This is a genomic window from Nocardia sp. NPDC055165 (assembly GCF_053606985.1).
This window is the reverse complement of record NZ_JBSGSS010000025.1, coordinates 1-26,212: the sequence shown is the minus strand read 5'-3', so window position 1 is coordinate 26,212 and position 26,212 is coordinate 1. Positions and strand designations below refer to the sequence as shown.

Below are 26,212 nucleotides of genomic sequence, written 5' to 3'. Positions count from 1 at the left end.
GAGTGATTCAGGGTCAGCGAGTGGCGATGATCGCCGAACCATGGCCGAAGAGGCCTTGATTCACCGCGATGCCCGCGCGGGCGTTGTCCACCTGGCGGCCGTCGGCCCGGCCGCGCAACTGCCAGGTGAGCTCGCAGACCTGGGAGATGGCCTGTGCGGGGATGGCCTCGCCGAAGCAGGCGAGTCCGCCGCTGGGGTTCACCGGTACCCGTCCGCCCAATGTCGTTGCGCCACTGCGCAGCAGAGCCTCCGCTGCACCCGTCTCGCAGAGCCCGATGTCCTCGTACCAGTCCAGTTCCAGCGCGGTGGAGAGGTCGTAGACTTCCGCGAAGGACAGGTCGGCGGGGCCGATTCCGGCCTCTTCGTAGGCGGCGTGCGCGATGGCGGACCGGAAGGTGCGTGACGGAGGCTCGACGGCCACGGCGGAATCCGTCGAGAAATCCGGCAGATCGAGCACGGTCTTCGGGAACGTCGGCGTCACCGTCGACAGCGCGGAGATGCGCACCGGATCGGCGATGCCGTGGCGGCGTGCGTAGTCCATCGACGTCAGCACCAGCGCGGCCCCGCCGTCGCTGGTCGCGCAGATGTCGAGCAGCCGCAACGGATCCGACACGATCGCCGAAGCGGAGATCTCCTCGACCGAGACTTCCTTGCGGTAGCGGGCATTCGGGTTGTTCAGGCCGTGCCGGGAGTTCTTCACCTTGACCGCGGCGAAGTCGTCGAGAGTGGCGCCGTGCAACGCCATGCGGCGGCGGGCGTAGAGCGCGAAATAGATCGGGTTGGTGGCGCCGAGCAGATGGAAGCGCAACCAGTCGGGGTCGTCGCGGCGCTCGCCACCGACCGGCTGGAAGAAGCCCTTCGGCGTGGTATCCGCGCCGACCACCAGCGCCACCTCGCACAGCCCGGCCAGGATCTGGGCGCGCGCGTTGGCGATGGCCTGCGCACCGGAGGCGCAGGCGGCGTAGCTGCTCGAGATCTGCGCACCCGACCAGCCGAGCGCCTGCGCGAAAGTCGCGCCCGAGACGAAGCCGGGATAGCCGTTGCGGATGGTGTCGGCGCCGGCGATGTAGCCGACGTCGCGGTGGTTCAGCCCGGCATCGGCCAGCGCCGCACGCGCGGCCACCAGACCGTATTCGACGAAGTTGCGCCCCCACTTGCCCCACGGGTGCATGCCCGCGCCGAGGACGGCGATGTCGCGATCATTCGTGTCAGTCATTGACCGGCCTCCACATCCACACCGTGTGTTCTGCGTCCTCGTCCTCGTACAGCGTCCCGACGGTCAATTCGACCGGCATGCCGACGGCCAGATCATCGACGGTGAGACCGCGCACGACCTGCCCGAGAATCACCATCTGCTCGACCTCGAGCTCCACGGCCGCGACGACATAGGGCACGAAGGGATCGGCCGAGACGTAGGGCGCGGGCGGCTTGTACCGGGCGTCCGCGTACGACCAGATCCGGCCGCGCGTGGAGAACAGGTACTCGACGAGCTCGGAGCCGTCGTGGGTACCTGTGCACTGGGGGTTGCGGCAGGCGAGTGTGTTCTTCGGGAAGTACGGCGTGCCGCAGTCGTTGCAGCGAGTTCCTTTGAGGCGTACCTGGCCGTCGTCCGCAGTGAACCAGTCAGCCACGGCGGGGCGTTGTTCTTTCTGCACGTGGCCGACGGTATAGGAACACGTTCTACTTTGGGGCGGAATTCCGTTCCAGCGCTGCTCGGGCGCGGGTACGGTGAGCGGATCGAGGATGCGATGACATCGATCTGGAGTACCGCGCGATGGGCACCAAAGCTATTGACCCGCAGTCGATCCGCAACGTCACGATCATCGGCGATGCCGAGGAGACGGCGCGAGTAGTTCATCGCCTGCGCCGATGTTTCGGCGACACCGAGAACACGGTCCACTGGTCGATGGACGGTATCGAGCACACGATTCGCGTCACCGAGCTGTCGAGCGACGCGCTCATCGCCGACTTGGAGCGATCCATTCGCGTCGCCGACGGGGTCATCGTGGTCGTGAACGCCGCCGCGCACGCCACCCCGCGACTCGAAACCATGTTGCGCGTCGCCGACGATCATCAGGTCGCCCGCCTGTGCTTGGTCGGCGGCCTCGATCAACCCACCGCCGACTTCGACCGCTGTGTCCGCACGATCGCCGACGCTCGCGGGGCGGTGCCGTTGGCCCTCCAGGTCCCCGTCGGCGCCGGTGTCGGCTTCGACGTCATCGACCTGGTCTCGCTACCGGCCCTCGAACATGCGGCAACCGAAACCCTGGGAAGCCGAAGGCAACTCGCTGAGCGGTGGTATCGCGAACTCAGGGCGACCCTGACCGAACACCGCGCGGACTCGCTCACCGTTGGAGACCTGCACACCCGCATCCGCCGCCGCACCCGCAACGGCGACATCGTGCCCATTCTGTGCGCCACACCCCTCGCGAGCGACGACATCGCCCCACTCCTGGACGCCGTCGTCCGCTACCTGCCATCGCCCCTGTACGTCTGTCAGCCGGAGCACGCCCTCGACTACTGACTGCCGCGTTCGGGCCTGATCGGGACTCGCTCGGCGGTGGTGTGCCCAGTCGTGTCGTCCATCCGACGAAGTGCATAATCGAACGTATGTGCGACTCGATTCGGCTCTACCTGCGCAATGGACGCTGGACGGAACCTGCGCCGCGCTTCTGCCCCAACGGACACCGGCTCGGAGCAGGCCGGTCGCTCGTCAGCGTGTTGCCCTGTGTCCGGATCGGCGGACACCACCGAACGCACACCTGCCTGGCCTGCGCCACGACCATCTACTGCCCGCCGATCCACAACGACTGCGAGCACTAGGTCCGCACCGGCCGAAATCCTCCGCCGCCGAAGCCTGACAAGGCCGCGTCCCGTCATCACTCGACGAGAAGGCCCCTTGCCGCTACGCGGTGATCTCGCCGATCTACAGGGGGATGACGATGGGTCCGCAGGAGTTGGCACCGACGGCACATCCGATCGCGGTGAGCACGGACTGCACCAGGGAGGAAGAGCCGGTGCCCGACGAGTCGCTACCCGAACCCAGCGGGGCTTCCGCAGTGGCGGGCCCGGCGGCGGTGATCAGTCCGGCGGTGATGGCGAGGGCCGCGGTGCCGGTGCGCAATGCCCGACTGGTGAGAGTCATGCCGGAATCGTACGGTCGATCAACAGATTCCAACCGCCCCCGAATCCTGGGGCAGCAGGGGTGCAAGGGCGATTGCCTTGCCACCTGCAACGTGAAATGTGGGCGCAGAGGGGATCGAACCCCCGACCGCTGGTGTGTAAAACCAGTGCTCTACCGCTGAGCTATACGCCCTGGCACCGCCGGGGAGTACCGGCGGTGTCGGGTTATGAATCTAGCGCGGCGAGGGCTTTCTCCCAAGCCGCCTGGTCACGGGCCTGTCCGGGGCCGTTCATCTCCGCGAAAGTGATGTAGCCGGACTTGTCGACGACGAAGGTTCCGCGGTTGGGGTAGCCGGATTTCTCGTTGAAGACGTCGTAGGACTGGGTGACGGCGCCGTGCGGCCAGAAGTCCGACAGCAGGGGGAACAGGTAGCCCTGTTCCGCGGCCCAGATCTTGTGGGTGGGTGGCGGTCCGACGGAGATCGCGATGATCTCGGCGTCGTCGTTCTGGAATTTGGGCAGCTCGTCGCGGACCTTGCACAGCTCGCCTTGGCAGATGCCGGTGAAGGCGAGCGGATAGAACACCAGCAGCACGTTCTTCTTGCCGCGGAAATCCGACAGGGTGACGGGCTGGTTGTTCTGGTCCTTGAGCGTGAAATCCGGCGCGAGAGTGCCAACCTCTAGCGGCATACTACGAATCCTCCGTCGTGTTGGGTCCCAGCCGGGCATGCGAGCCCAACTGAGACCCTAGCGAACGGCGGATTCAGCGCTGTTTGGACGGTGCCTTCGGCTGAACGAGGCGTGAGCCCGTCCAGCTGCCGAGGCTGATGGTGGATGTCTGGGTCAGGCCGGCCGTGGGTGCGGCTTCGGCGATCTCGCTCGGATCGACATGGCCTTGTTGACCGGTTTTGGGGGTGAGGACCCAGATGAAGCCTTCATCGGCCAGCGGGCTGATGGCATCCATCAGCTCGTCGGCCAGATCGCCGTCACCTTCTCGCCACCACAGCAGGACGGCGTCAACGACCTCATCGGAGTCTTCGTCGACCATTTCGCCGCCGCTGACCTCCTCGATCTCGGCGCGCAATGCGTCGTCGGTGTCCTCGTCCCAGCCCAATTCCTGAACAACCAAGCCGTGAGAAATGCCAAGCTTCTGAGCGTAGTTCTGCGCGTCCGCCGCGGCGACCACGGTGGTGTCCTCCCTAAACTTCCGACAGTAAGATAGGTGCAAGCGAACATGGTTATCGGCCGCAGCGCAAGCTGATCGGATGAATTGGGACCGTATGCCGCGTGTCGGGAGGGCGAAATCGGCCGTCTCAACAGGCGTCGTGGACGGCGGTACGTGCCTGGTTGATGGTGCGGCTGGCCTCGTTGAGCTTGCCGACAGGTGAGTTGTAGGTCATCTTTCTGGTCTGCACGGCCAGCTCGCGTGCCGCGACGACATACGCGGTGAATTTGTCGGCCAGTTCGGTCGGCAACGCGCCCGCCGCGGCGACGACGCCGGACTCCACTTTGGTCGCCGCGTTGTCGAGGGTGGTGGCCGCGGACTCGCGCTTGGCGGCGTAGTCGGGAGCGTTGGTGTCGTGGGCGGACACGAAGTCGTTGTACGCGGTGACGCCGGCGCCGGTGGTGGTGGCGAACTGGCCGCAGTTGTCGGTGATCGCGCGCTCTCGCGCGGCCGCGGCGCGCGAGGATGCGGCGGCCGAGGACGACGCCGCGGCGGTGGTCTTGTACGCGGCCACTTCGGCCGCGTCGGTCGTCGGTGTGCCGGGGATCTGCTCGGCACAACCCGCCACCACCGAACCCGCGGTCACGGCGACAAAGGCACAGATCAGCCCCAGTCGGCGCGCGTGCAGCTCCCTCATCGTCCGGCGTTCCCTCTCACTCACGTGCGTGACTCGTATTTCCCCGCAGAACCTACCTAATGGTATTCGCGCTGAGGTAATGACCTCGGCAGCCGTTTCGGTAAGGATGGGGGGTGCACCCGAACCTTTCGCAACGGGTGGTCCGCACACCAAGCGGGCAGGCCCGGGGATAGCGACGCCGACCAAGCAGTTCAGCCCCCATCACGAGGAGCAGATTTGACCGACCTGATCCACTCTGCAGCTTCCAACGATCCAGTAGCGACCTCCACCGGGGGCGGTGAATCCACCACCAAACCCACCGGTGAACGGGTACGGGTCATCCGCGAAGGAGTGGCGTCGTATCTACCGGATATCGACCCCGAAGAGACCAGTGAATGGCTGGAATCCTTCGACGACATGCTCGACCGGGAAGGCCCGGGTCGCGCCCGCTATCTGATGTTGCGCCTGCTCGAGCGAGCGGGCGAACGCCGTGTCTCGATTCCGGCGCTCACCTCCACCGATTACGTCAACACCATTCCCACCGAGAACGAACCGTGGTTCCCCGGTGACGAGGAAGTCGAGCGCCGCTTCCGCGCCTGGATCCGGTGGAACGCCGCGATCATGGTGCATCGCGCGCAGCGCCCCGGAATCGGTGTCGGCGGCCATATTTCGACCTACGCGTCCTCGGCGGCGCTCTACGAGGTGGGCTTCAACCACTTCTTCCGCGGCAAGGATCACCCCGGCGGCGGCGACCACGTCTACATCCAGGGCCACGCCTCGCCGGGCATCTACGCGCGCGGTTTCCTCGAGGGCCGCCTCAGCACGGACCGGCTCGACGGATTCCGTCAGGAATACAGCCACGGCGGCCTGGGCAAGGGCCTGCCGTCCTACCCGCATCCGCGGCTGATGCCGGACTTCTGGGAATTCCCGACGGTGTCGATGGGCCTCGGTCCGATGAACGCGATCTACCAGGCCAGGTTCAACCACTACCTCACCGATCGCGGCATCAAGGACACCTCCGACCAGCACGTCTGGGCCTTCCTCGGCGACGGCGAGATGGACGAACCCGAGTCGCGCGGCCTGATCCAGGTGGCCGCCAACGAGGCGCTCGACAACCTCACCTTCGTGATCAACTGCAACCTGCAGCGGCTCGACGGCCCGGTGCGCGGCAACGGCAAGATCATCCAGGAACTGGAGTCGTTCTTCCGTGGCGCGGGCTGGAACGTGATCAAGGTGGTCTGGGGTCGCGAGTGGGACGCGCTGCTCGGCGCCGACCGCGACGGCGCACTCGTGAACCTGATGAACTCCACCCCCGACGGTGACTACCAGACCTACAAGGCCAATGACGGCGCGTACGTGCGCGACCACTTCTTCGGCCGCGACCCGCGCACCAAAGCGCTGGTGCAGAACATGTCCGACAGCGAGATCTGGAATCTCAAGCGCGGCGGACACGACTACCGCAAGGTCTACGCGGCGTATTCGGCGGCGATGGCGCACAAGGGCCAGCCGACGGTGATCCTGGCCAAGACGATCAAGGGCTACACCCTCGGCAAGCACTTCGAGGGCCGCAACGCCACCCACCAGATGAAGAAGCTGGCGCTGCAGGACCTCAAGGACTTCCGCGATCTGCAGCGCATCCCGATCAGCGACGCCGAGCTGGAGAAGGACCCGTACCTGCCGCCGTACTACCACCCCGGCATGGACGATCCGGCCATCGAGTACATGCTGGCCCGCCGCACGTCGCTCGGCGGTTTCGTGCCGGAGCGTCGCTCGCCCGCCAAGGCGCTGAAGCTGCCGGGCGACGAGGCCTACCGCTCGGTGCGCAAGGGTTCGGGCAAGCAGAAGGTCGCCACGACGATGGCGCTGGTGCGCCTGGTCAAGGAACTGTTGCGCGACAAGGAGATCGGCAAGCGCATCGTGCCGATCATCCCGGACGAGGCCCGCACCTTCGGCATGGACTCGTGGTTCCCGACGCTGAAGATCTACAACCGCAACGGCCAGCTCTACACCTCGGTCGACGCGGAACTGATGCTCGCCTACAAGGAGAGCGCGGTCGGCCAGATCCTGCACGAGGGCATCAACGAAGCCGGTTCCACCGCCTCGTTCACCGCGGTCGCCACTTCCTACGCCACCCACGGCGAGCCGATGATCCCGCTCTACATCTTCTATTCGATGTTCGGATTCCAGCGCACCGGCGACAGCTTCTGGGCCGCGGCCGACCAGCTCGCGCGCGGATTCGTCCTCGGCGCCACCGCGGGCCGCACCACCCTCACCGGTGAGGGTCTGCAGCACAACGACGGGCAGTCGCTGCTGCTGGCATCGTCGAATCCCGCCGTGGTGACCTACGATCCGGCGTTCTCGTTCGAGATCGCGCACATCGTGCGCGACGGTCTGCGCCGGATGTACGGCGGCGGCGAGGCCCCGGCCAGTCAGCTGCCCGGCACCGAGGTGCCCGCGGTCGGCACGTTCGGCGGGGAGAACATCTTCTACTACATCACCTTGTACAACGAGCCCTATCAGCAGCCGGCCGAGCCCGACGACCTCGACGTCGCGGGTCTGCTCAAAGGTCTGTATCTGTACCAGGGCGGCGGTGAGGGCGAGGTTCGTGCCCAGATCCTCGTCTCCGGCGTGACCGTGCCCGACGGGCTGCGCGCGCAGGAGGTGCTGGCGCAGGAGTGGGGTGTGGCCGCGGACGTGTGGTCGGTGACCTCGTTCGGCGAGCTCCGCCGGGAGGCGCTCGACAAGGAGATCGCGGCGCTCAAGCACCCCGATGCGGATTCGGGCTCGCCATATGTCACCCAGGCGCTCTCGGCCGCGCGGGGACCGGTGGTCGCTGCGACGGACTGGATGCGCGCGGTGCCCGATCAGATCCGGCAGTGGGTGCCCGGCGACTACATCACCCTCGGCACCGACGGGTTCGGCTTCTCCGACACCCGCACGGCCGCGCGCCGGGTGTTCAACGTCGACGCGCAGTCGATCGTGGTCGCGGTGCTCGAGGGTCTCGTCCGGGACGGCACGTTCGACAAGGCCAAGGCGGTGGAAGCGGCCGCGAAATACGGCATCGACAGCGTGGCCGCCGCGCCGAAGCCGAGTGCGGACGCGGCAGAGGAACTCGCGTAGCGGACTATTGGACTGTGGAGCGCAAACCGCCGCGGCCCCGTCGGATCACCGAGGGCACCAGCGAACACGAGGTCTATCTGCCGACGGGGGCTCTGTCCCCGAATCGGCAGACCCGTGATCCGCTGCCCGACACGCTGCTCAAGCGGGTCAAGCAGTTTTCGGGCCGGCTGTCCACCGAGGCGGTGGGGTCGATGCAGGATCGGCTGCCGTTCTTCGCCGATCTGGACGCCGCGCAGCGAGCGGGCGTGCAGATGCTGGTGCAGACGGCGGTCGTGAACTTCCTGGAGTGGTTGCAGGATCCCGATTCCGATATCCGTTTCAGCCTGGACGCGTTCCAGGTGATTCCACAGGATCTGGCGCGGCGGCTCACGCTGCGCCAGACCGTGGACATGGTGCGGGTGGCCATGGACTTCTTCGAGCAGTGGCTGCCCGCGCTGGCGCGCAACGATCGGCAGCTGGTGGCGCTCACCGAGGCGGTGCTGCGGTACGGGCGTGAGCTCGGCTTCGCGGCCGCCTCGGTGTACGCCAGCGCCGCCGAGTCGCGTGGTGCGTGGGATACCCGCCTGGAGGCCCTGGTGGTCGACGCGGTGGTCCGCGGCGACACGGGTCCCGACATGCTTTCCCGGGCCGCCACGTTGAACTGGGACGCCACGGCGCCCGCCACGGTGCTGGTCGGCACACCGCCGCTGGATCAGGGCGTGTCGACGGTCGGCGCGGTGCACACCATCGCGACCAAACACGGCAGGGCCGCGCTGGCGGTGGTGCAGGGTGCGCGGCTGGTGATGGTGGTCAGCGGGCACCTGGGGGAGTCGGGCATGGGCTCGCCGTTCCTCACCGATCTGCTGGCTGAGGTGTTCTCCGACGGCCCGGTGGTGATCGGTCCGACGATGCGCACCCTCGGGGCGGCGCACGCGTCGGCGATCGAGGCGCTGGCGGGAATGGAGGCCGTGGTGGGCTGGCGCGCGGCGCCAAGGCCCGTTCACGCCACGGAGTTGTTGCCCGAGCGCGCGTTGCTGGGCGATAGAGCTGCGATAGAGGCGTTGAACGAGTATCTTGTGCTCCCGTTGGCTGCTGCCGGATCTTCGTTATCCGACACACTCGACGCCTACCTGGATTGTGGCGGAGCAGTAGAAACTTGCGCTCGGCAGCTGTACGTCCATCCAAATACCGTTCGGTACCGACTCAAACGAATCGGCGAGGTCACCGGCCGCGATCCGATGAATCCCCGGGACGCCTATGTGCTCCGAATCGCAGCAACAGTGGGCCGTTTGACACGAACGCATAACGAATCGTCTCCTTCTGTCACAGAAACCCCGTCTGCCCCATTGGCTCACGACCCCCTGTAACGGGATTGGGGAATCGGTCGATCCCGACACCCCACCTCGGATTTTGTGGGACCCCTACAAAAGCGATCGGAAAGCTTCATTCGCGCCGACATCTCATGCGGCGGGGGTCACAGTGTTGTCTTAGGGGGTGATCGCGTTGCTCACCCCTGGACAGGGGTCCCAGACACCCGGCATGCTCACGCCGTGGCTCGCACTTCCCGGTGCGACTGATCGCCTCGAGCTCTGGTCGAAGGCCGCAGGCCTCGATCTGGTCCGTCTCGGTACCACCGCGACGGCCGAGGAGATCGTCGACACCGCGGTGACGCAGCCGCTCGTGGTCGCCGCCGCCCTTCTCGCGTTCGCCGAAATCGCCCCCGGGTCGATTCCGGCGGATACAGTCGTCGCCGGACACTCGGTCGGCGAATTCGCCGCAGCCGCTGTCGCCGGTGTCATCACCGCCGACGAGGCAGTCGCCCTCGCCGCCATCCGCGGCCGGGAGATGGCCAAGGCCTGTGCGCTGGAGCCGACCGGCATGTCCGCAGTGCTCGGTGGCGATGAGGCCACCGTGCTCGCACGGCTCGCCGAACTCGATCTCGTCCCGGCCAACCGCAACGCGGTAGGCCAGATCGTCGCAGCGGGCCGCCTGGAAGCTCTGGCGGAGCTCGCCGCGAACCCGCCGGAGAAGGCACGGGTCCGCGCGTTGCCCGTCGCCGGTGCGTTCCACACCGTCTTCATGGCCCCGGCACAGGAAGCTGTCGCCGATGCCATCGCCCAGATCTCGCCGAGCGACCCGATCCGGACGCTGCTGTCGAACTTCGACGGACAACCGGTCACCTCGGGCGCCGACGCGATCGAAAAACTTGCCGCTCAGGTCACTCGCCCGGTGCGCTGGGACTTGTGCAACGAGACCATTCGCGCCGCGGCCGTCTCGGCCGTGGTCGAGTTGCCGCCGGCGGGCACGCTGGTCGGCATCGCCAAACGGGAACTGAAGGGCACGCCCAATCTGGCCCTGAAGACCCCAGAAGACCTCCCCGCGTTGGCCGAACTGACCACCTCGGGCTAGCTTTCCCCCGGCGGTTGTGCACAGCGAAGTGCAGGCCGTTCACGAACCCTACAAATAGCAACAAGAAGGGAGCCACCAAAGTGGCCGCTCTGACCCAGGAACAGATCGTCGAAGAACTCGGCAAGATCATCGAAGAGGTTACGGGTATCGAACCCTCCGAGGTGACCCTCGAGAAGTCCTTCGTCGACGACCTGGACATCGACTCGCTGTCCATGGTCGAGATCGCTGTGCAGATGGAAGACAAGTACGGCGTCAAGATCCCCGATGAGGATCTGGCCAGCCTGAAGACTGTCGGTGACTCCGTCGCTTACGTCCAGAAGCTCGAGGCCGAGAACGCCGACGTCGCCGCCGAGCTCAAGGCCAAGTTCGACAGCGCCGGCGAGTAGGGCCGAACTTTGACCACTCCTGCTCCCAGTACTTTGAACGGGAACTTCCCCAACGTCGTCGTCACGTCGATGGCGGCGACCACGTCGATCGCTGGTGATGTCGATGCGACGTGGAAGGGACTCCTCAACGGTGAGAGCGGAATCGACGTTCTCGAGGATTCCTTCATCGAGGAATACGACCTGCCGGTGCGAATCGGCGGTCACCTGAAGGTCAGCCCCGACACCCTGTTGAGCCGGGTCGAGATCCGCCGTATGGCGTATGTCGAGCGCCTGGCGACCGTTCTCGGTCGTGAGGTGTGGAAGAACGCGGGCAGCCCTGAGGTCGACAACGACCGTCTCGGCGTCGCGATCGGCACCGGACTCGGCGGCGGCGACGCCCTGATCGACTCGGTCGACAAGCTGAAGAACGGCGGCTATCGCAAGATCTCGCCGCTGGCTGTTCAGATGGTCATGCCGAACGGTCCGTCGGCGGTCGTCGGTCTCGAGCTGAAGGCCAGGGCGGGAGTGGTCACTCCGGTCTCGGCGTGCTCGTCGGGTTCGGAGGCCATCGCCAACGCGTGGCGGATGATCGTGATGGGTGACGCCGACATCGTCGTCACCGGTGGTGTCGAGGGCTTCATCGACTCGGTGCCGATCGCGGCGTTCTCCATGATGCGCGCGATGAGTACCCGCAACGACGATCCGAAGGGTGCTTCGCGTCCCTTCGACAAGGATCGCGACGGTTTCGTCTTCGGTGAGGCCGGCGCGCTCATGGTCATCGAGACCGAAGAGCACGCCAAGGCGCGCGGTGCCACCATCCACGCTCGTCTGCTGGGTGCCGGTATCACCTCCGACGGGTTCCACCTGGTCGCTCCCGATCCCGAGGGCACCGGTGCGGCCAGGGCGATGACTCGCGCGATGCAGACCGCTGGTCTGACCAAGAGCGACATCACCCACATCAACGCCCACGCGACCGCGACGCCCATCGGTGACTCCGCCGAGGCGAACGCGATCCACAAGGCGATCGGTAAGCACGCTTCGGTGTACGCGCCGAAGTCGGCACTGGGTCACTCGATCGGCGCCGTGGGCGCCCTGGAGTCGATCCTCACCGTGCTCGCGATCCGGGACGGCATTGTTCCGCCGACACTGAACCTGGACAACCAGGATCCGGAGATCGATCTCGATGTGGTGCACGGGGAAGCCCGTCGCCAGGAAATCGAGTACGCGATCAACAATTCCTTCGGTTTCGGTGGGCACAACGTCGCGCTCGCCTTCGGTCGGGCATAAGCCGCCGACTGCATTCCGATCCCCGGTGGGGGTCGTGCCAACTGAATGGTTCGACTCCCACCGGCGGTTCGCCACAGCAGCCGCCGCCGCGGCAATCTTTACGAAGGAGTGAGCGCGATGACCATCATTGCTCCCGCGTTTCAAGACACCACCACCGATCCGCGCGACCCACTGGGTCGGCTCCAGCGCTTCTTCGACCCCGGCACCGTCCTGCCGCTGCATCCGCGTGACCGCTCCGGCGTGCTCGCCGCGATCGGCGAGGTCGACGGGGTCCGCACCGTGGCCTATTGCTCCGACGCGACCGTCATGGGCGGCGCGATGGGCGTCGAGGGCTGCAAGCACATCGTCGACGCGATCGACACCGCGATCGAATCCTCCATCCCCGTCGTCGGGCTGTGGCACTCCGGTGGTGCGCGCCTGGCCGAGGGTGTCGAGGCGCTGCACGCGGTAGGCCTGGTCTTCGAGGCCATGGTTCGCGCGTCCGGTCTCGTTCCCCAGATTTCGGTGGTCCTCGGCTTCGCCGCCGGTGGTGCCGCCTATGGTCCCGCGCTGACCGATGTGGTGATCATGGCGCCGGAGGGCCGCGTGTTCGTCACCGGACCCGACGTGGTGCGCTCGGTGACCGGCGAGAACGTCGACATGGCGACCCTCGGTGGTCCCACCACACACTTCAAGAAGTCCGGCGTCTGCCATATCGCCGCCGATGACGAGGCCGACGCCATGCACCGCGCGCGCCGGCTGGTGTCGATGTTCGCCGAGCAGGGCGAGTTCGACCTGGTCGCGGCCGAGCACGGCGATGTCGATCTCAAGGCGATGCTGCCGGAGTCGGCCAAGCGCGCCTACGACGTGAAGCCGATCGTGCACGAGCTGCTCGACAACGTCGACGGTGAGTCCTCCTTCGAGGAACTCCAGGGTGGTTACGCCCGCAGCATGGTCACCGGTCTCGGTCGTCTCGGCGGTCGCACCGTCGGCGTCCTGGCCAACAACCCGCTGCGCCTCGGCGGCTGCCTCAACTCCGAAAGTGCCGAGAAGGCTTCACGTTTCGTGCGACTGTGCGACGCGTTCGGCATCCCGCTGGTCGTGGTCACCGACGTTCCCGGCTACCTCCCCGGTGTCGGCCAGGAACTCGAGGGCGTGGTTCGACGTGGCGCGAAGCTGCTGCACGCTTTCGCCGAAGCCCGCGTTCCGCGCGTCACCCTGGTGACCCGCAAGATCTACGGCGGCGCCTATATCGCGATGAACGCCCGCGCCCTCGGCGCCACCGCCGTCTACGCCTGGCCCGGCTCCGAAGTCGCCGTCATGGGCGCCAAGGCCGCCGTCGGCATCCTGCACAAGAAGGCGCTCGCCGCCGCCCCCGAATCCGAACGCGAAGCGCTCCACGAGCGTCTCACCGCCGAGCACGAGCAGCTCGCGGGCGGCGTCGAACGCGCCGTCGCCATCGGCGTCGTCGACGAGGTCATCGACCCCGCCAAGACCCGCAGCATCATCGCCGCGGCCCTCGCGGCGGCTCCGGCCCGCAAGAGCCACCACAAGAACATCCCGCTGTGATCTGAACTGACGCAGCAATTTCGGGCCCTGGGAGATCGATCCCGGGGCCCGAAGTCGTGCTGGGTGGCAGTCGGTGCGGGGTCGAACCTGGTCTACCGCGCCGCTGTCGTGCTCGTTCGGGGGATAATGGCAGGGTGCGCTATGAGGAACTCGCAGATGTCCCGTGCTCGATCACGCGGCCGCTGGTGATCTTCGGTGATCGCTGGACCTTGCTGATCCTGAAGTACAGTTTCGCCGGTGTGCGCCGTTTCAATGCGTTCCAGAGCGCGCTCGGTATTTCGCGAAGCCGGCTGCGTGACCGCCTCGATCGTCTGGTCGAACACGAGATCCTGGTGAAACGTCCGGCCGATGACGGCGTCTACGAGGAATACCGCCTCACCGAGAAAGGCCACGCCATCTATCCGATCCTGATGGCTGTCCGCGACTGGGGCGACACATACATGGCACCAGACGGACCACCGGTGGAATACCGGCACCGAGGGTGCGCCGGCGAAGCCCACACCCACCTGACCTGCGACACCTGCGCGGCCGACGTCACCGCCCGCGACATCGAGCCCGAAGCGGGCCCCGGAATGACCGCGCGCACGCTGGACAATTGATCACCACGCTCTGACGCGAGCATCGGTCGAGAGCCGGCCGCCACCAGCGCGTGGTGATCTTGATCCGCGGGGTGGGTCAGGACGTGTGCCAGGTGACCTGGTCGTCGAGGGGGGCGCGGGCGGTGCGGAAGGCGTTGATCGGGTGGGTGGTGTCGGGGTGGCCGAAGGAGATGCCGAAGACGACCTTGCGGGTGTCGGGGATGGCGAAGTAGTCGCGGATGAAGGGGGCGTAGGAGGCCAGGGCGGCTTGGGGGGCGGCGCCCAGGCCGAGAGCTTGGGCGCCGAGGAGGAAGTTCTCGAGCCAGAGGCCGCAGTCGACGGCGCCGTAGATGCCCAGGTCGGCTTCGGAGGTGACGATGGCGACGTGCGGGGCGTCGAAGAACTCGAAGTTGCGCACCATCTGGCGCATGGTCTTCTCGTGGTCGCCCTTGACGATGCCGACGCTGTCGTAGAGCTGGAACCCGCAGGCCCGGCGACGGTCCCGGTAGATGCCCTCGTAGGCGGCGGGGAACTCGAAATCGGGTGTGCTGCCTGCGGTTTGGATGTGGTCGAGGAGTTCCTTGCGGAACCGCTGGGTGCCCTCGCCCGCGGTGACCACGACCTGCCAGGGCTGGGTATTGCACCACGACGGCGTGCGCTGGGCGAGGGTCAGCAGCTGTTCGATGGTCGCGCGGTCGACCTGTTCGGCGGTGAACTGACGGCAGCTCCAGCGTTCGTCGGCCAGCCGCTGGAGGGTGGCGAAATCGCTGCTGTCGTGGTCGGTCTGCGCCATCGCGTGGCTCCCTCGGGTACGGAGAACTGGTCTCATTTCGAGACTGAATCTAGCAGTTCCGCCGCTGCCGCGGAACCCGCCGGCACCACGAGTTCGGGTGCCGGCGGGCGCGGATCAGCCGCGTCGGCGGCCGACGACCAGGATCGCGATACCGATGCCGGCGACCAGCGCTACACCCGCCCCGATCAGGACGTACCAGGCCCACGGCCGGGCGATCGTCGCCGGACCGCTCACGGCGACAGGCTGTTCCGCTGCCTGCTGCGCACTGGCACCGATATAGGTCGGGCCGGGCTCCGCCGCACCGGCCACGGTGACGTCGAGCTGTACCGGCGTCGGGGGCAGAGCGTCGGCGCCGGTCGGTATGCCGACCTTCACCGCGAGGTAATACCAACCTGCCACCGACTGCGCGCGAACGTCGTAGCTGTCGCGGTTGGCGTAGCGGACCGGCACCGATGCCAGGCGAAGTTCGGCGCCCGATCGGCCGGTATAGGCGTTGGTGTCGGAGCCGATTTCGGTGCCGAGCGGGGAGTACAGCGTGGTCGTCACGTTCGAGGCCGCGATGCGATTGGCGCCGCCGGTCTCGGCGAAACGCACCCGGTAGGCCAGGCCCTGTCCCCACTCGAGCCGAACACGGTAGAAGACGTACTCGCCCGACTGCACGGTGTCGGTGTAGCTGCCGCCGCCGGGCAGCGTGGCGGCGGTCGTGAACGAGCCACTGCCGCCGACCGGCCGGGCAGGCGACGTCGGTTCGGCGAACGCGGTCTTGGTGGTCGAGGCCGCCGGGCCGGGATCGGTGACGCCGGGTTCGATGCCGACGAGAATCTCCACGGGCAACCGATCGGAGGAGCCCTCCGACACCAGATCCCAGGTCAGCTCGAAGGTGTAGCGACCGGCGCCGGTGCACTTGTCGGACTCGAACAGCGGTTTGGCCGCGCCGTCGAAGGCCTTGGCGATGGTGAGGGTTGCGCCGTCGCTCGATCTGGTCTCGAGTTCACGCTCGCGAATGCCGCACTCCACGCTCTCGCGTCCGAAGAGGCGAAGGTCGAGTGCGTTCATGTCTTCGGTCGTCGAGGTGCTTCGCCCGCGGGGGAACGAGACGATCCCGGTGAAGTAGGCCGTGGCGCCCTCGGGCACGTCGACCGCGTAGTACCGCTTCTCCCGCTGGCCGAGGGTGTCGAGGTACTGGCCGGGCTTCGCGAGCGGTGCGGTGCCGATGCTGCCGGTGCCGGTGATGGGCGTGCCGGTGGCCTGGTAATCGCGCAGTGCGGCCGTACTCACCCGCGGCAGAATGCGTTCCAGCGCGGCGCCGTCGGCCGCATCGCTGTAGGTGCCGCCGGTGGCCTGCGCCATACAGGTGAGCTGGGCGCGCGCCTTGTCGTCGACGGCGAAGCCGATCGAATGCACGATCAGGTCGACGCCCTGCTGCTTCAACTCCTTGGCGACCTCACACGGGTCGGGCGGGGAACAGGTGTCGTCACCGTCGGAGACGAGCACGATCGAGCGCGGACCGGAATCGGGCAGTGCGTCGGCGGCTCGGCGCAGCGCGGTGCCCATCGGGGTCCAGCCGCGCGCGTGGATGCTGTCGACAGCGGTGGTGAGGGCGGGCTTGTCGATGATCTTCGGCTGCTGCAGCACTTGGACGTCGCGGCAACCGGCCGCCTTGTCCGCCTCGGAATTGCTCGTGCCGGTGCCGTAGGTCGTGAGTCCGACCGAGGATTCGGTGGGTGCGGAGGCGACGAACGAGCGGACGGCCCGCTTCGCGGAGTCCATCATGGTGCCGCCCTGATCGGGCCGTTCCATCGAGCCGGAAGCATCGAGGATGAGCATGGTCGGCGCGTATTGTGCGGGGTCGGCCTGCGCCATGGCCGGTAACGATGCGGGCAGCACGGTGAGGGCTACTGCGGTGAGTGCGGCGGTCAGCGTGCTGATTCTCGGCATCGTCCTAGATTCGGTGTCGCGGGGTGAAACCGGACAGACGTTACCGATCGCTCGGTGGTCGCTCCACCCCTGCTGAAGTGGTGCAGCCCACCGTTTGAAAACATCGGTCACGTTTGGGCAGGTGAGGACGTTGCGCTCGGGGGCGGCTCGCGCCTGCGGCGAATCGGGGCAGTTCCGGGGCACAATCGACCGCATGGCTTTGCAGGCCCGCGACGCGCAGGAGCGCAAACGGCACGGCAGGCACTACACGCCACCGGAACTCGCGCGGTTCCTGGCGCGACGGGCGCTGCGCCACGCGCCACGCGCCACGACGCTGCGTGTGCTCGACCCGGCCTGCGGGGATGGCGAGCTGCTGCTGGCGGTGCATCGGGAAATCGCTTCGAACGCACCGGATGTGACGGTTCACCTCACCGGATATGACCTGGATCGACAGGCGGTCGCCGAAACCGCCGGGCGGGCCGACGCGCTCGGTGTCGAAATAGACTGCCGTGCAGGTGATTTCCTGGCAGCCTCCGCTCAACTGGCCGACGGCTCCTTCGACTTGATCATCAGCAATCCGCCGTACGTCCGGACCCAGCAGCTGGGCGGAGCGACCGCTCAGCTGCTGAGCAAACAGTTCGGCCTGCGCGGGCGGATCGACCTCACCCATCCCTTCGTCGCGGTCGCGCCGCGGCTGCTGAGGGCCGGGGGCGTGCTCGGATTGCTCTGTGCCAACCGCTTTCTCACCACGCGGGCCGGATCGAACCTGCGCCGAATTCTCACCGATGAACTGACCCCGGTCGAGCTCTACGACCTCGGTGACACCAAACTCTTCGCCGCCGCGGTGCTGCCCGCGATCACCGTCGCCCTGCGTGCCACCGGACCACCCGACTGCCGCTATGTCTCGGTCTATGAGGAATCAGGGATCGAACCCGACTGCACCACCGAGCTTTTCGACGCGCTGGCGGGCGACGATGCCTGCCGAGTCGGCGCCGGGGGGCGGGTGTTCGCGGTGGAGGTCGGCGTGCTGGCGACTGGCGACGTGGTGGCCCGTGCGCCTGTGACAGACGTGCGGTCGCCGCAGCCGTCGGCCACGGTGACTGCCCCGCCGACAGTGGGTGCGGAGCCGGCAGGGCTGCTCGCCCCGCGAGGCGGGATCCGATCCGGCCGTCACGGTGACGCCGCGTGGCGCATGTCGCGCCCCGCTGTCGATCACTGGCTCGGCCGGATCGCCGATCGCACCTGGCGCTCGTTCGGGGAGGCCGCGCGGATCCGGGTGGGGATCAAGACGACGGCCGATCGGGTGTTCATCTCCGACCGCTGGGATCAGATGGACCCGACGCCGGAGCCGGAACTGCTGCGGGAGTTGATCACTCACCATGATCTGCAACCCTGGCGAGTCGCGATGGCACGCGGCACGAAGGTGCTCTATCCCTACGATCTGCTGCAGCCGCGCCGCACCCCGATCGACCTTTCCGAATTCCCTTGTGCAGCAGCATATTTACAATCACACGAACAAGCTCTGTCGGGCAGACGTTACGTACTCGACGGCGGCCGGAAGTGGTTCGAGATCTGGGTTCCACAGCGTCCGCATCTCTGGGGCGCACCGAAATTGGTGTTTCCCGACATCAGTGAACGTCCGCGATTCGCCCTCGACCGATCGGGTGCGGTGGTCAACGGTGACTGCTACTGGATCTCGCTCACCGATCTCGGTGCGGGCCGCGCGGCCATCGATCTGGCGTACCTGCTGATGGGCGTGGCGAATTCGGCACTGGGACTGCGGTTCTACGACGCCGTCTGCGGCAACCGGCTGTACTCGGGCAGGCGCCGCTGGATCACCCAGTACGTGGCGCGACTGCCGGTGCCCGATCCTGGCTGTCCGGCGGCGGGTGAGGTCGTGCGAAGGGTGCGTGCCCTGCTGGAAGACGGTGTACCGGTGGCTGATTCGGGCATCGACGAGGTGGTGGCGGCGGCCTTCGGCGTCTCAGTGGATGTCGCGCAGACCGACCATCGGTAGCAGCGTGCGCCGCGCGAACTCGCGCCCGGCTTCGGCGTCGTCGAGTGGAATGAGTCCGTCGGGGGTCAGCGCCAGCGACAGCGCGAGCCGCGCCATGATCTCGGCGACCAGATCGGGATCGAATTCGGGCACCGGCGCGCTGACCTGGAGCTCGCGCAGCTTCTCGGCCAGATACGCGCGCCCGACGGCGAGGATGGGCCCTGCGTCGGTGGTGAGCCGGGGCAGGATGATCTCCGGCTCGGTGCTGAGCAACCGGCGTAGCAGTTCATTGCCGGCGATGGTGGTGACGAAGGCGACGAAGATCTCGACGAGCTGCTCGCCGGGTTCGGTCACCGCGCGCACCCGCTCGTCGATCTCGGCCACATAGCGCTGCGCCTCGCGCACGCCGACGGCTTCGACCAGCTCGTTCTTGGATTCGTACCGCCGATAGAGGGTGGCCGGGCTGATGCCGGCCCGCCGCGCGATCTCGCCCATGCTCGTGCGCTTGATCCCGAAGTCCAGAAATGCCGACAGCGCGCTGTCGAGCAGCTTCTCCCCGTCGGTGACAGGCTTTTCGAGTATCCGCGCGAGGATCGACGTAACGGTAGGCATTACCCCATTATCCCCGCGGCGGCAGATCCAAGGCGGCCATCTCCTGCTCGATCGCATTGGCCGCGAAATGTACTCCGCGAGAACGGAGCTCGTGAACACGGGATTGGAGTGCCTCGACCCCGCCGGGCTGGGCCGCGATATCGGCCACGCTGAGCCGTCCCGCCGCTCGGCGCACACCGGAATGCACGTAAGCCACCGTGATACCTCCTGCCTCGCGTATCCGGTGCCGATCGCCACTCTTATGATCGGACGCAATACGCAGGAGAAATGCTATCAGGGTTCCCTACTGGTCACTTGCTCAGTGTGACGGGTCACAACACCTCGGCGTCGCGATGGTTGGTCAGATTGTGCAGATACACCGCCGCGTTCAGCTTGATGCCGTCCTGCTGTGCCGGGGTGAGTTCGCGGCGCACCTTGCCCGGCACTCCTGCCACGAGTGAGCCGGGCGGAATCTGCGCGCCCTCGGGAATCAGGGCATTGGCCGCGATCAGGCTGCCCGCGCCGATCACCGCGCCGTTGAGCACGGTCGCGCCCATGCCGACGAGAACATCGTCGCCGATGGTGCAGCCGTGCAGAATCGCGTTGTGTCCCACCGAGACCCCGGTGCCGACAGTGAGCGCGAAACCGGGGTCGGCGTGCAGTACGCAGCCGTCCTGGATATTGGTGCGCGCGCCAATGCTGATCTGTTCGAGGTCGCCGCGCAGCACCGCCGAGTACCAGACGCCGACCTCGGCGCCCAGACGCACCCGCCCGATCACGGTCGCGTTCGGCGCGATCCAGGCAGTGTCGTCGATCTCGGGAGTGAACCCGCTCACCTTGATGATCATGAACGTCATTATTGCGCCGCACCGCGGAACTGCGCACGGTGGGCCGCCGGAGACGTGCCGAGCACCCGGTGGAAGTGGTGGCGCAGACTCACCGTGCTGCCGAAGCCGGTGTCGCGGGCGACCCGGTCGACAGTGTCGTCGGTCGATTCCAGCAGCAGCCGGGCATGGTCGATGCGCTGCTGCAGGAGCCACTGCTGGGGACTGGTGCCGGTGCGATCGCGGAAGCGGCGGGTGAAGGTACGCCGCGACATCAGCGCCTCGCGTGACCAGTGGTCGAGGTCGACGGCGGTGTCGAGGCGGGCGCGAGCCCAGGCCATCGCGCATTCGATCGGGTCGTCGGGGTCGTCGTCGGGCACCGCGATCGGGATGTACTGCGCCTGCGAGCCGTGGCGGTGCGGTGCGGTGACCAATGATCGTGCCAATTCGGTGGCAGCGCGGACGCCGAGGTCGGTGCGGACGATGTGCAGGCAGCAGTCCAGCGCGGCGGCGACGCCCGCGGAGGTGATCACGTCGCCCAGGTCGCTCCACAGGGTGTCGGCGCGTACGTGGACGTCGGGGTAGGCCAGAGCCAGTGCGTCGGCGGCGGCCCAATGGGTGGTCACCTCGCGGCCGTCGGCGAGCCCGGTCGCCGCGATCGCCCAGGAGCCGAGGCACAGGCCGACCAGCCGGGCGCCGTGGGCGTGGGCGGTGTGGACCGCCTCGTTCAGCGCGGGCGAAATCCCTTGGTCACGGACCCATCCGGGAAAGACCACCAGGTCGGCGCTGCTCACGGTATCGAGGCCGTATCGGACGGTGATGTCGAAACCGGCTGCGGTGGACAGTGTTCCGGGTTCCTCGGCGCAGACCCGCACGTCATAGGGCGACGTGTCGTCGACGCCGGTACCGGATCGGCCGAACACCAGGCTCGGCACCGACAGGTGGAACGGGCTGATTCCGTCGAACGCGATCACGGCCACCGAGGTCATGGCCCGATCTTAGCGTTGTACGGCCTGCAGGCCACTGTCGGGCGGTGGCCCGCTCGGCGAAAGTTATCGGCATGACCGAGATGATCACCCGCCCCGCCCTGGCAGCCGCCCTGCACATCGGCGGCCCGACCCTGCGTTTCCGCTACGGCGGACTGACCTGGCTCACCGATCCGACGTTCGACGAGCCCGGCGACTACCCGGGTCCGATCACCCTGCACAAACTCAGCGGCCCGGCCGTACCGGTCGAGGAGATCGGGACGATCGACATCGTGCTCCTGTCGCACGACCAGCACGCCGACAACCTCGACACCGCGGGCCGTGCGCTTCTCGCCGAGGTCGACACGGTCCTCTCGACACCGGATGCCGCGAGCCGGATCGAGGGTGTGCGCGGCCTGGCGCCGTGGGAGACGGTGACCGTCGGCGCGGTGGAGGTCACCGCGGTGCCCGCACTGCACGGGCCGCCGGGATGCGAGCCGCTCAGCGGTGTGGTCACCGGATTCGTGCTGCGCGCGCCGGGCGAGCCCACGGTGTACGTGTCCGGCGACAACGCCTCGGTGGAGTTGGTGGAGCGGATCGTCGAGCGGGTCGGGCGCATCGATGCCGCGGTGCTGAACATCGGCGGGGCCAATGTGGGGCGCTTCGGCGACAGTGACGTCACGTTGAACGCCCGTACCGCCGTCGCGGCCGCCGCGGCGCTCGGCGATGCCGTGATCGTCGCCGTGCACGCGGAGGGATGGGGTCACTTCAGTGAGTCGCTGGACTATCTCGAGCGCACCTTCGCCTACGCCGATCGGGCGCATCAGCTGATCGTGCCGGTGCGAGGTGAAATGTTTTCCGTGTGAGCGGCGATTCAACGAATAGTTCTGCTATCTAACATCTTTCATGCGACCCGCACCTGCTCCTGCCAGGTGCGGGTCCGCGGGCTGAGGAGAAGACATGTTGCGGAAGTTACTGAGGGGCAACCTGTTCCGGATTGCGCTCGGTGTGCTGATGGCTGTGGTGGTGTTCGCTGTCGGTGCCTGTTCGTCGGACGGTGGTGACTCCGGTGATTCCGGATCGACTTCGGTTTCGAAGACGTCGGTCACCGCGACGCCGTCGGTGACGCCGACGAGTTCGCCCGCGGCATCCACTGTTCCGGGAGGTTCGGGTGGTGGATCGACGCCGGAGTCGTCGTATTACCACTCACCCACGCAGGCCGCGCCGGGGTCGCCCGCGCAAGGCGAGATCCCGCCCGGGTACACCTGTGTACCGGGGCCGGAGTGTGGAACGGACTCCTGCGGTCACAACGAATGCGGTATCCCGCCCGGGTACAACTGTGTGCCCGGCCCGGATTGCGGAACAGACTCCTGCGGCCACAACGAGTGTGGTGAAACGGTCCCGCCGGTCACGACGACCCTCGCCCCGACCACCACGCCACCCGCGGTGACGACCACGCAGACAACAGCACCGCCGACCACCACTACCGTTCCGGCGACGGCCCCGGAAACGACGTCCAGCCCGCCGGCTCCAGCCCCGGCGTAATCGGCGCTGCCGCGACACGCGATCGAGCCGACGGCTGAGCTCCGGCCCAGGTCCTAGGCTTGCCCGATGACGCGAACGGGCGTAGTCGTCGGGGTGCCGACGGAGGTCAAGCCGCAGGAGTTCCGGGTGGCGCTCACCCCAGCGGGCGCCGCCGAACTGGTCGCGCACGGGCACGAGGTGCTCGTGCAGGCCGGTTCGGGTGCCGGGTCCGGCTTCGCTGACGACGACTACCGCGCCACGGGTGCGTGGATCGTGGCCGACGCCGATCAGGTCTGGGCACGAGCGGATCTGGTGGTGAAGGTGAAAGAGCCTATCGCGCGGGAATACTCACTGATGCGCCGCGATCAGGTGCTGTTCACCTTCTTGCACCTGGCGGCATCGAAGGAGTGCACCGACGCGATCCTGTCCGCGGGAGTTGTCGCCATCGCGTACGAGACGGTGCGCGGGCCCGACGGGTCGCTGCCGTTGCTCGCACCGATGAGTGAGGTGGCGGGCAAGCTCAGCGCGCAGGTCGGGGCCTACCACCTGATGGCGCCGATGGGGGGCGGTGGCGTGCTGCTCGGCGGTGTGCCCGGGGTGCGACCGGCCGATGTGGTGGTGCTCGGCGGCGGTGTCGCGGGGACGAACGCCGCGAGTATCGCGGTCGGGATGGGTGCCGTGGTGAGCGTGCTCGATACGAACCTGGCGCGCCTGCGTGAGCTCGACGCTCGCTTCGCCGGTCGGGTCGGCACCCTCGCCTCGCATGCGCTCGAGATCGAAAAAGCCGTTGTCGCCGCGGATCTGGTGATCGGGTCGGTGCTGGTGCCGGGGGCCAAAGCGCCGAAACTCGTGTCCGACGAACTCGTCGCGCGCATGCGGCCCGGCTCGGTGCTCGTCGATATCGCCGTCGACCAGGGCGGTTGTTTCGCCTCGACCCGGCCGACCACCCACGCGAATCCGACCTTCGCCGTGGCCGATTCCCTGTTCTACTGCGTGGCGAACATGCCGGGCGCGGTGCCGCACACCTCGACGGTGGCGCTCACCAACGCCACCCTGCCGTTCGCCTCGGTGATCGCCGACAAGGGCTGGCGCGGAGCCTGCGCCGCCGACCCCGGCCTGGCCGCTGGACTCACGGCCGTCGACGGCAAGCTGCTGTCCGCCGAAGTCGCGGCCGCGCACGGATATTCCCTCGGCGCGTAACCGGGCCGCGTCGCGGCTACCGGCCGCCGCCCAGGTACCAGTCCGGGTCGCCGTCGATGGGCAGGTCGCGCAGCTTGTCGGGATTGCGCACCACATTGATGGCGACGACGCGACCGGCGTCGATGACGAACGAGAAGACGCCCAAGTTGGTGCCGTCGAAGACGACCAGGCCCGGCATGCCGTTGACCAGCACCGCACGACCCCAGCCGTTCGCGGCGGTGTACCAGCCGAGCAGCATCTTCGCGATGAGCTCCGCGCCGCGCACCGGCTGGCGGATGGCGGGCACCTTGCCGCCGCCGTCGGCGGTGAGGACCACGTTCTCGTCGAGAATGCCGAGCAGCGAACTCAGATCACCCGAGCGCCAGGCCAGCGAGAACGCCGAGACGACCTTCTCCTGTTCGGCGGGCGAAGCGGGAAAACGTGGAGTGCCGTTCTCGACGTGCTTGCGGGCACGGGAGGCGAGCTGCCGGACCGCGGCAGGCGTACGCCCGACCACCTCGGCGACCTCGGGGCCGGTCATGCCGAACACGTCTTGCAGCACGAACGCGGTGCGTTCGGCGGGCGAGAGCGACTCGAGCACGACCAGCAGCGCGGTCGTGACGCGTTCGTCCTGGGAGATGCGGTCGGCCGGATCGTCCCAGGAAGTGACCTCGGGTTCGGGCAGCCACTCGCCGACGTACTGTTCGCGGCGAGCGCGCGCGGACCCGAGCTGGTCCAGGGCGAGGCGGCCGATGACGGTGGTGAGCCAGGCACGCAGGTTGTCGATCTCGCCCGCCTTGCCCGCGTCGAACTGCCGTTGCAGGCGCAGCCACGCGTCCTGCACCACGTCTTCGGCGTCGCTGATGCTGCCGAGCGTGCTGTACGCGAGACGCCGCAGGTACGGGCGGTGTTCCTCGAAGCGGCGGGCCAGTTCGGCCTGATCGAGAGGCTGCGATGCGGTCATGGTGTGCGCCCGTTCGGTTGATCTTGCTCGGTCCCGGCGAGTCTAGAAGTGCCGTCACAGTGATGACGAAGCAGTGGTCGCGGGTGTGACATTCGGGTCGAGGGTTACCCTCGGCCGGTGCGGAACGGGACACCGACGGCGGTCGGGCTGGTGCTGGGATTTGTGCTCGATCGGGTCTTCGGCGATCCACGGCGGTGGCATCCGGTAGCCGGGTTCGGTTCGGCGGCAGTGGCATTGGAAGCCGAGACCTATGCCGACGATCGACGTGCCGGGGTGGTGCACGAGGTGATCGCGGTCGGGTCGGTGGTCGGGATCGGTGCGCTCGCTACCCGCAGGAGAGGCGCGGGTGGTGCTGTGCTGCTGACCGCGTTGGCTACGTGGACCGCGTTGGGCGGTCGCAGCCTCGTTCGTGCTGGACACGCTATGGCCGATCGTCTCGACGCCGGCGATCTCGTCGGTGCCCGCGAACTGTTGCCTTCGCTGTGTGGGCGGGACCCGTCGGTGCTCGATGCCGAGGGGCTTGCGCGCGCCGCGCTCGAATCCATCGCTGAGAACACCTCGGATGCGGCGGTCGCGCCGTTGCTGTGGGGCGCGGTCGCGGGTGTGCCGGGGGTGCTGGGGTACCGCGCGGTCAACACACTCGACGCGATGGTCGGGTACCGGAACGAGCGGTACGAGCGGTTCGGCTGGGCTGCTGCTCGTACCGACGATGTTGCCAATCTTGTTCCTGCCCGGGTCACCGGGCTGCTCACGGCGGCCCTCGCTCCGTTGGTCGGCGGGAGACCTTCGGGTGCGTTGCGCGCGTGGCGGCGTGATGCTGCCGGGCACCCGAGTCCCAATGCGGGGGTTGTCGAGGCGTCTATGGCGGGAGCTCTCGGTATCGGGTTGGGTGGACGCACGCAGTATCGGCACGGGACCGAACTTCGGCCGACCCTGGGTGACGGGCCGGCGCCCACTGCCGCGGATCTGCGGCGTGCGGTGCGGATGTCGGGGGCTGTGCAGGTTGGTGCGGTTGCGGTTGCGGGTGTGATTGCCTGGCTGCGGGGTGGTAGGCGTGCGGGGTGGTAGTGGTGGGGATGACAGGGGATAGGTAGTCCTGGACGGTTTGACGCTGTGTTTGTTGGCGCGCTGGCGCGCGCGTGTCCGCGGCCCTGAGGGGCCGCCGGTCAGGCGCCGCGGAATCGCTCCTTCGTCGCATCTCCGCCAGCT

At 67.6% G+C, this 26,212-nt stretch carries 25 protein-coding genes and 1 tRNA gene; 12 read left to right on the top strand and 14 right to left on the bottom strand.

The window, feature by feature from the left end; genetic code table 11:
• Positions 1-13 precede the first annotated feature (13 nt).
• Both ACWFRF_RS32950 and ACWFRF_RS32945 read right to left on the bottom strand, forming a co-directional pair.
• Positions 14-1,216, bottom strand: a complete 1,203-nt coding sequence (locus ACWFRF_RS32950; RefSeq protein WP_378996298.1) for a lipid-transfer protein — start codon at positions 1,214-1,216, stop codon at positions 14-16.
• A complete protein-coding gene (locus ACWFRF_RS32945) occupies positions 1,209-1,655 on the bottom strand; it encodes a Zn-ribbon domain-containing OB-fold protein (protein ID WP_378996296.1) in 447 nt (148 codons plus the stop codon). The genes ACWFRF_RS32950 and ACWFRF_RS32945 overlap by 8 nt, the downstream gene beginning before the upstream one ends.
• Before the next feature lie 119 nt (positions 1,656-1,774).
• Between ACWFRF_RS32945 and ACWFRF_RS32940 the strand changes: the two genes are divergently transcribed.
• Positions 1,775-2,524 (top strand): GTP-binding protein, encoded by a 750-nt coding sequence (locus ACWFRF_RS32940; RefSeq protein ID WP_452454010.1) that lies wholly within the window; start codon positions 1,775-1,777, stop codon positions 2,522-2,524.
• A 402-nt stretch (positions 2,525-2,926) separates the two neighbouring features.
• Here the strand turns inward: ACWFRF_RS32940 and ACWFRF_RS32935 are convergent, their stop codons facing one another.
• From ACWFRF_RS32935 to ACWFRF_RS32915, 5 genes are all read right to left on the bottom strand, one after another.
• Positions 2,927-3,145 carry a hypothetical protein gene (locus ACWFRF_RS32935; RefSeq protein ID WP_452454008.1) on the bottom strand — a complete coding sequence of 73 codons (219 nt, stop codon included), beginning with the start codon at positions 3,143-3,145 and terminating at the stop codon, positions 2,927-2,929.
• Positions 3,146-3,244: 99 nt separating this feature from the next.
• A tRNA-Val gene (locus ACWFRF_RS32930) sits at positions 3,245-3,316 on the bottom strand.
• A gap of 32 nt (positions 3,317-3,348) precedes the next feature.
• The gene (locus ACWFRF_RS32925; protein WP_067456651.1) at positions 3,349-3,813 is read right to left on the bottom strand and encodes a peroxiredoxin; all 465 of its coding nucleotides are present in this window, start codon (positions 3,811-3,813) and stop codon (positions 3,349-3,351) included.
• Between the two features lie 73 nt (positions 3,814-3,886).
• Complete coding sequence (locus ACWFRF_RS32920; RefSeq protein ID WP_101469203.1) at positions 3,887-4,309, bottom strand: DUF3052 domain-containing protein; 423 nt, start codon at positions 4,307-4,309, stop codon at positions 3,887-3,889.
• Between the two features lie 127 nt (positions 4,310-4,436).
• Positions 4,437-4,985: a hypothetical protein gene (locus ACWFRF_RS32915; RefSeq protein ID WP_378996285.1), complete on the bottom strand. Its 549-nt coding sequence runs from the start codon at positions 4,983-4,985 to the stop codon at positions 4,437-4,439.
• Between the two features lie 216 nt (positions 4,986-5,201).
• Here ACWFRF_RS32915 and aceE point away from each other — a divergent pair, with 216 nt between their 5' ends.
• The 7 genes from aceE (at position 5,202) to ACWFRF_RS32880 (ending at position 14,271) form a co-directional block, all read left to right on the top strand.
• Positions 5,202-8,084, top strand: a complete 2,883-nt coding sequence (aceE, locus tag ACWFRF_RS32910; protein ID WP_379314724.1) for a pyruvate dehydrogenase (acetyl-transferring), homodimeric type — start codon at positions 5,202-5,204, stop codon at positions 8,082-8,084.
• A gap of 44 nt (positions 8,085-8,128) precedes the next feature.
• Positions 8,129-9,430: a PucR family transcriptional regulator gene (locus ACWFRF_RS32905; RefSeq protein WP_378996361.1), complete on the top strand. Its 1,302-nt coding sequence runs from the start codon at positions 8,129-8,131 to the stop codon at positions 9,428-9,430.
• A gap of 127 nt (positions 9,431-9,557) precedes the next feature.
• A complete protein-coding gene (locus ACWFRF_RS32900) occupies positions 9,558-10,472 on the top strand; it encodes an ACP S-malonyltransferase (RefSeq protein WP_101469200.1) in 915 nt (304 codons plus the stop codon).
• An 80-nt stretch (positions 10,473-10,552) separates the two neighbouring features.
• On the top strand, positions 10,553-10,858 hold the full coding sequence (acpM, locus tag ACWFRF_RS32895) for a meromycolate extension acyl carrier protein AcpM (RefSeq protein ID WP_056821158.1): 306 nt from the start codon (positions 10,553-10,555) through the stop codon (positions 10,856-10,858).
• Between the two features lie 9 nt (positions 10,859-10,867).
• Positions 10,868-12,124, top strand: coding sequence for a KasA/KasB family beta-ketoacyl-ACP synthase (locus ACWFRF_RS32890; RefSeq protein WP_266299014.1), 1,257 nt, complete (start codon positions 10,868-10,870; stop codon positions 12,122-12,124).
• 117 nt (positions 12,125-12,241) lie between these two features.
• Complete coding sequence (locus ACWFRF_RS32885) at positions 12,242-13,672, top strand: acyl-CoA carboxylase subunit beta (protein ID WP_378996281.1); 1,431 nt, start codon at positions 12,242-12,244, stop codon at positions 13,670-13,672.
• A gap of 134 nt (positions 13,673-13,806) precedes the next feature.
• Positions 13,807-14,271, top strand: a complete 465-nt coding sequence (locus ACWFRF_RS32880) for a winged helix-turn-helix transcriptional regulator (protein WP_379318687.1) — start codon at positions 13,807-13,809, stop codon at positions 14,269-14,271.
• Between the two features lie 76 nt (positions 14,272-14,347).
• On the opposite strand, the gene ACWFRF_RS32875 is transcribed toward ACWFRF_RS32880, so the two are convergent.
• A complete protein-coding gene (locus ACWFRF_RS32875; RefSeq protein WP_449968721.1) occupies positions 14,348-15,043 on the bottom strand; it encodes a nitroreductase in 696 nt (231 codons plus the stop codon).
• A 114-nt stretch (positions 15,044-15,157) separates the two neighbouring features.
• The gene (locus ACWFRF_RS32870; RefSeq protein WP_452454003.1) at positions 15,158-16,981 is read right to left on the bottom strand and encodes a vWA domain-containing protein; all 1,824 of its coding nucleotides are present in this window, start codon (positions 16,979-16,981) and stop codon (positions 15,158-15,160) included.
• Between the two features lie 94 nt (positions 16,982-17,075).
• On the opposite strand from ACWFRF_RS32870, the gene ACWFRF_RS32865 reads away from it, so the two are divergent.
• Positions 17,076-18,977: an Eco57I restriction-modification methylase domain-containing protein gene (locus ACWFRF_RS32865; protein WP_452454001.1), complete on the top strand. Its 1,902-nt coding sequence runs from the start codon at positions 17,076-17,078 to the stop codon at positions 18,975-18,977.
• Here the strand turns inward: ACWFRF_RS32865 and ACWFRF_RS32860 are convergent.
• From ACWFRF_RS32860 to ACWFRF_RS32845, 4 genes are all read right to left on the bottom strand, one after another.
• Positions 18,945-19,568: a TetR/AcrR family transcriptional regulator gene (locus tag ACWFRF_RS32860; RefSeq protein ID WP_379313214.1), complete on the bottom strand. Its 624-nt coding sequence runs from the start codon at positions 19,566-19,568 to the stop codon at positions 18,945-18,947. The genes ACWFRF_RS32865 and ACWFRF_RS32860 overlap by 33 nt on opposite strands.
• A gap of 7 nt (positions 19,569-19,575) precedes the next feature.
• A complete protein-coding gene (locus tag ACWFRF_RS32855) occupies positions 19,576-19,764 on the bottom strand; it encodes a hypothetical protein (protein WP_378639113.1) in 189 nt (62 codons plus the stop codon).
• Positions 19,765-19,879: 115 nt separating this feature from the next.
• Complete coding sequence (locus tag ACWFRF_RS32850) at positions 19,880-20,395, bottom strand: gamma carbonic anhydrase family protein (RefSeq protein WP_101469311.1); 516 nt, start codon at positions 20,393-20,395, stop codon at positions 19,880-19,882.
• A gap of 8 nt (positions 20,396-20,403) precedes the next feature.
• A complete protein-coding gene (locus tag ACWFRF_RS32845; RefSeq protein ID WP_452453998.1) occupies positions 20,404-21,360 on the bottom strand; it encodes a GlxA family transcriptional regulator in 957 nt (318 codons plus the stop codon).
• A 71-nt stretch (positions 21,361-21,431) separates the two neighbouring features.
• Between ACWFRF_RS32845 and ACWFRF_RS32840 the strand changes: the two genes are divergently transcribed.
• Positions 21,432-22,202, top strand: a complete 771-nt coding sequence (locus ACWFRF_RS32840) for an MBL fold metallo-hydrolase (protein ID WP_379313215.1) — start codon at positions 21,432-21,434, stop codon at positions 22,200-22,202.
• 745 nt (positions 22,203-22,947) lie between these two features.
• The gene (gene ald / locus ACWFRF_RS32835) at positions 22,948-24,060 is read left to right on the top strand and encodes an alanine dehydrogenase (RefSeq protein ID WP_379313216.1); all 1,113 of its coding nucleotides are present in this window, start codon (positions 22,948-22,950) and stop codon (positions 24,058-24,060) included.
• Positions 24,061-24,076: 16 nt separating this feature from the next.
• On the opposite strand, the gene sigJ is transcribed toward ald, so the two are convergent.
• The gene (sigJ, locus tag ACWFRF_RS32830) at positions 24,077-25,003 is read right to left on the bottom strand and encodes an RNA polymerase sigma factor SigJ (protein ID WP_452453996.1); all 927 of its coding nucleotides are present in this window, start codon (positions 25,001-25,003) and stop codon (positions 24,077-24,079) included.
• Between the two features lie 117 nt (positions 25,004-25,120).
• On the opposite strand from sigJ, the gene ACWFRF_RS32825 reads away from it, so the two are divergent.
• Complete coding sequence (locus tag ACWFRF_RS32825) at positions 25,121-26,071, top strand: cobalamin biosynthesis protein (protein ID WP_378996258.1); 951 nt, start codon at positions 25,121-25,123, stop codon at positions 26,069-26,071.
• Positions 26,072-26,212 lie beyond the last annotated feature (141 nt).

Excerpts from the sequence above, each read along its gene's own strand:
- ACWFRF_RS32950 (WP_378996298.1), bottom strand. The coding sequence starts at position 1,216 with ATGACTGACACGAATGATCGCGACATCGCCGTCCTCGGCGCGGGCATG.
- ACWFRF_RS32850 (WP_101469311.1), bottom strand. The coding sequence starts at position 20,395 with ATGATCATCAAGGTGAGCGGGTTCACTCCCGAGATCGACGACACTGCC.
- ACWFRF_RS32840 (WP_379313215.1), top strand. The coding sequence starts at position 21,432 with ATGACCGAGATGATCACCCGCCCCGCCCTGGCAGCCGCCCTGCACATC.
- ACWFRF_RS32935 (WP_452454008.1), bottom strand. The coding sequence starts at position 3,145 with ATGACTCTCACCAGTCGGGCATTGCGCACCGGCACCGCGGCCCTCGCC.
- ACWFRF_RS32870 (WP_452454003.1), bottom strand. The coding sequence starts at position 16,981 with ATGCCGAGAATCAGCACGCTGACCGCCGCACTCACCGCAGTAGCCCTC.
- ACWFRF_RS32915 (WP_378996285.1), bottom strand. The coding sequence starts at position 4,985 with ATGAGGGAGCTGCACGCGCGCCGACTGGGGCTGATCTGTGCCTTTGTC.
- ACWFRF_RS32875 (WP_449968721.1), bottom strand. The coding sequence starts at position 15,043 with ATGGCGCAGACCGACCACGACAGCAGCGATTTCGCCACCCTCCAGCGG.
- ACWFRF_RS32845 (WP_452453998.1), bottom strand. The coding sequence starts at position 21,360 with ATGACCTCGGTGGCCGTGATCGCGTTCGACGGAATCAGCCCGTTCCAC.
- ACWFRF_RS32940 (WP_452454010.1), top strand. The coding sequence starts at position 1,775 with ATGGGCACCAAAGCTATTGACCCGCAGTCGATCCGCAACGTCACGATC.
- ald (WP_379313216.1), top strand. The coding sequence starts at position 22,948 with ATGACGCGAACGGGCGTAGTCGTCGGGGTGCCGACGGAGGTCAAGCCG.
- ACWFRF_RS32860 (WP_379313214.1), bottom strand. The coding sequence starts at position 19,568 with ATGCCTACCGTTACGTCGATCCTCGCGCGGATACTCGAAAAGCCTGTC.
- ACWFRF_RS32925 (WP_067456651.1), bottom strand. The coding sequence starts at position 3,813 with ATGCCGCTAGAGGTTGGCACTCTCGCGCCGGATTTCACGCTCAAGGAC.
- sigJ (WP_452453996.1), bottom strand. The coding sequence starts at position 25,003 with ATGACCGCATCGCAGCCTCTCGATCAGGCCGAACTGGCCCGCCGCTTC.
- ACWFRF_RS32885 (WP_378996281.1), top strand. The coding sequence starts at position 12,242 with ATGACCATCATTGCTCCCGCGTTTCAAGACACCACCACCGATCCGCGC.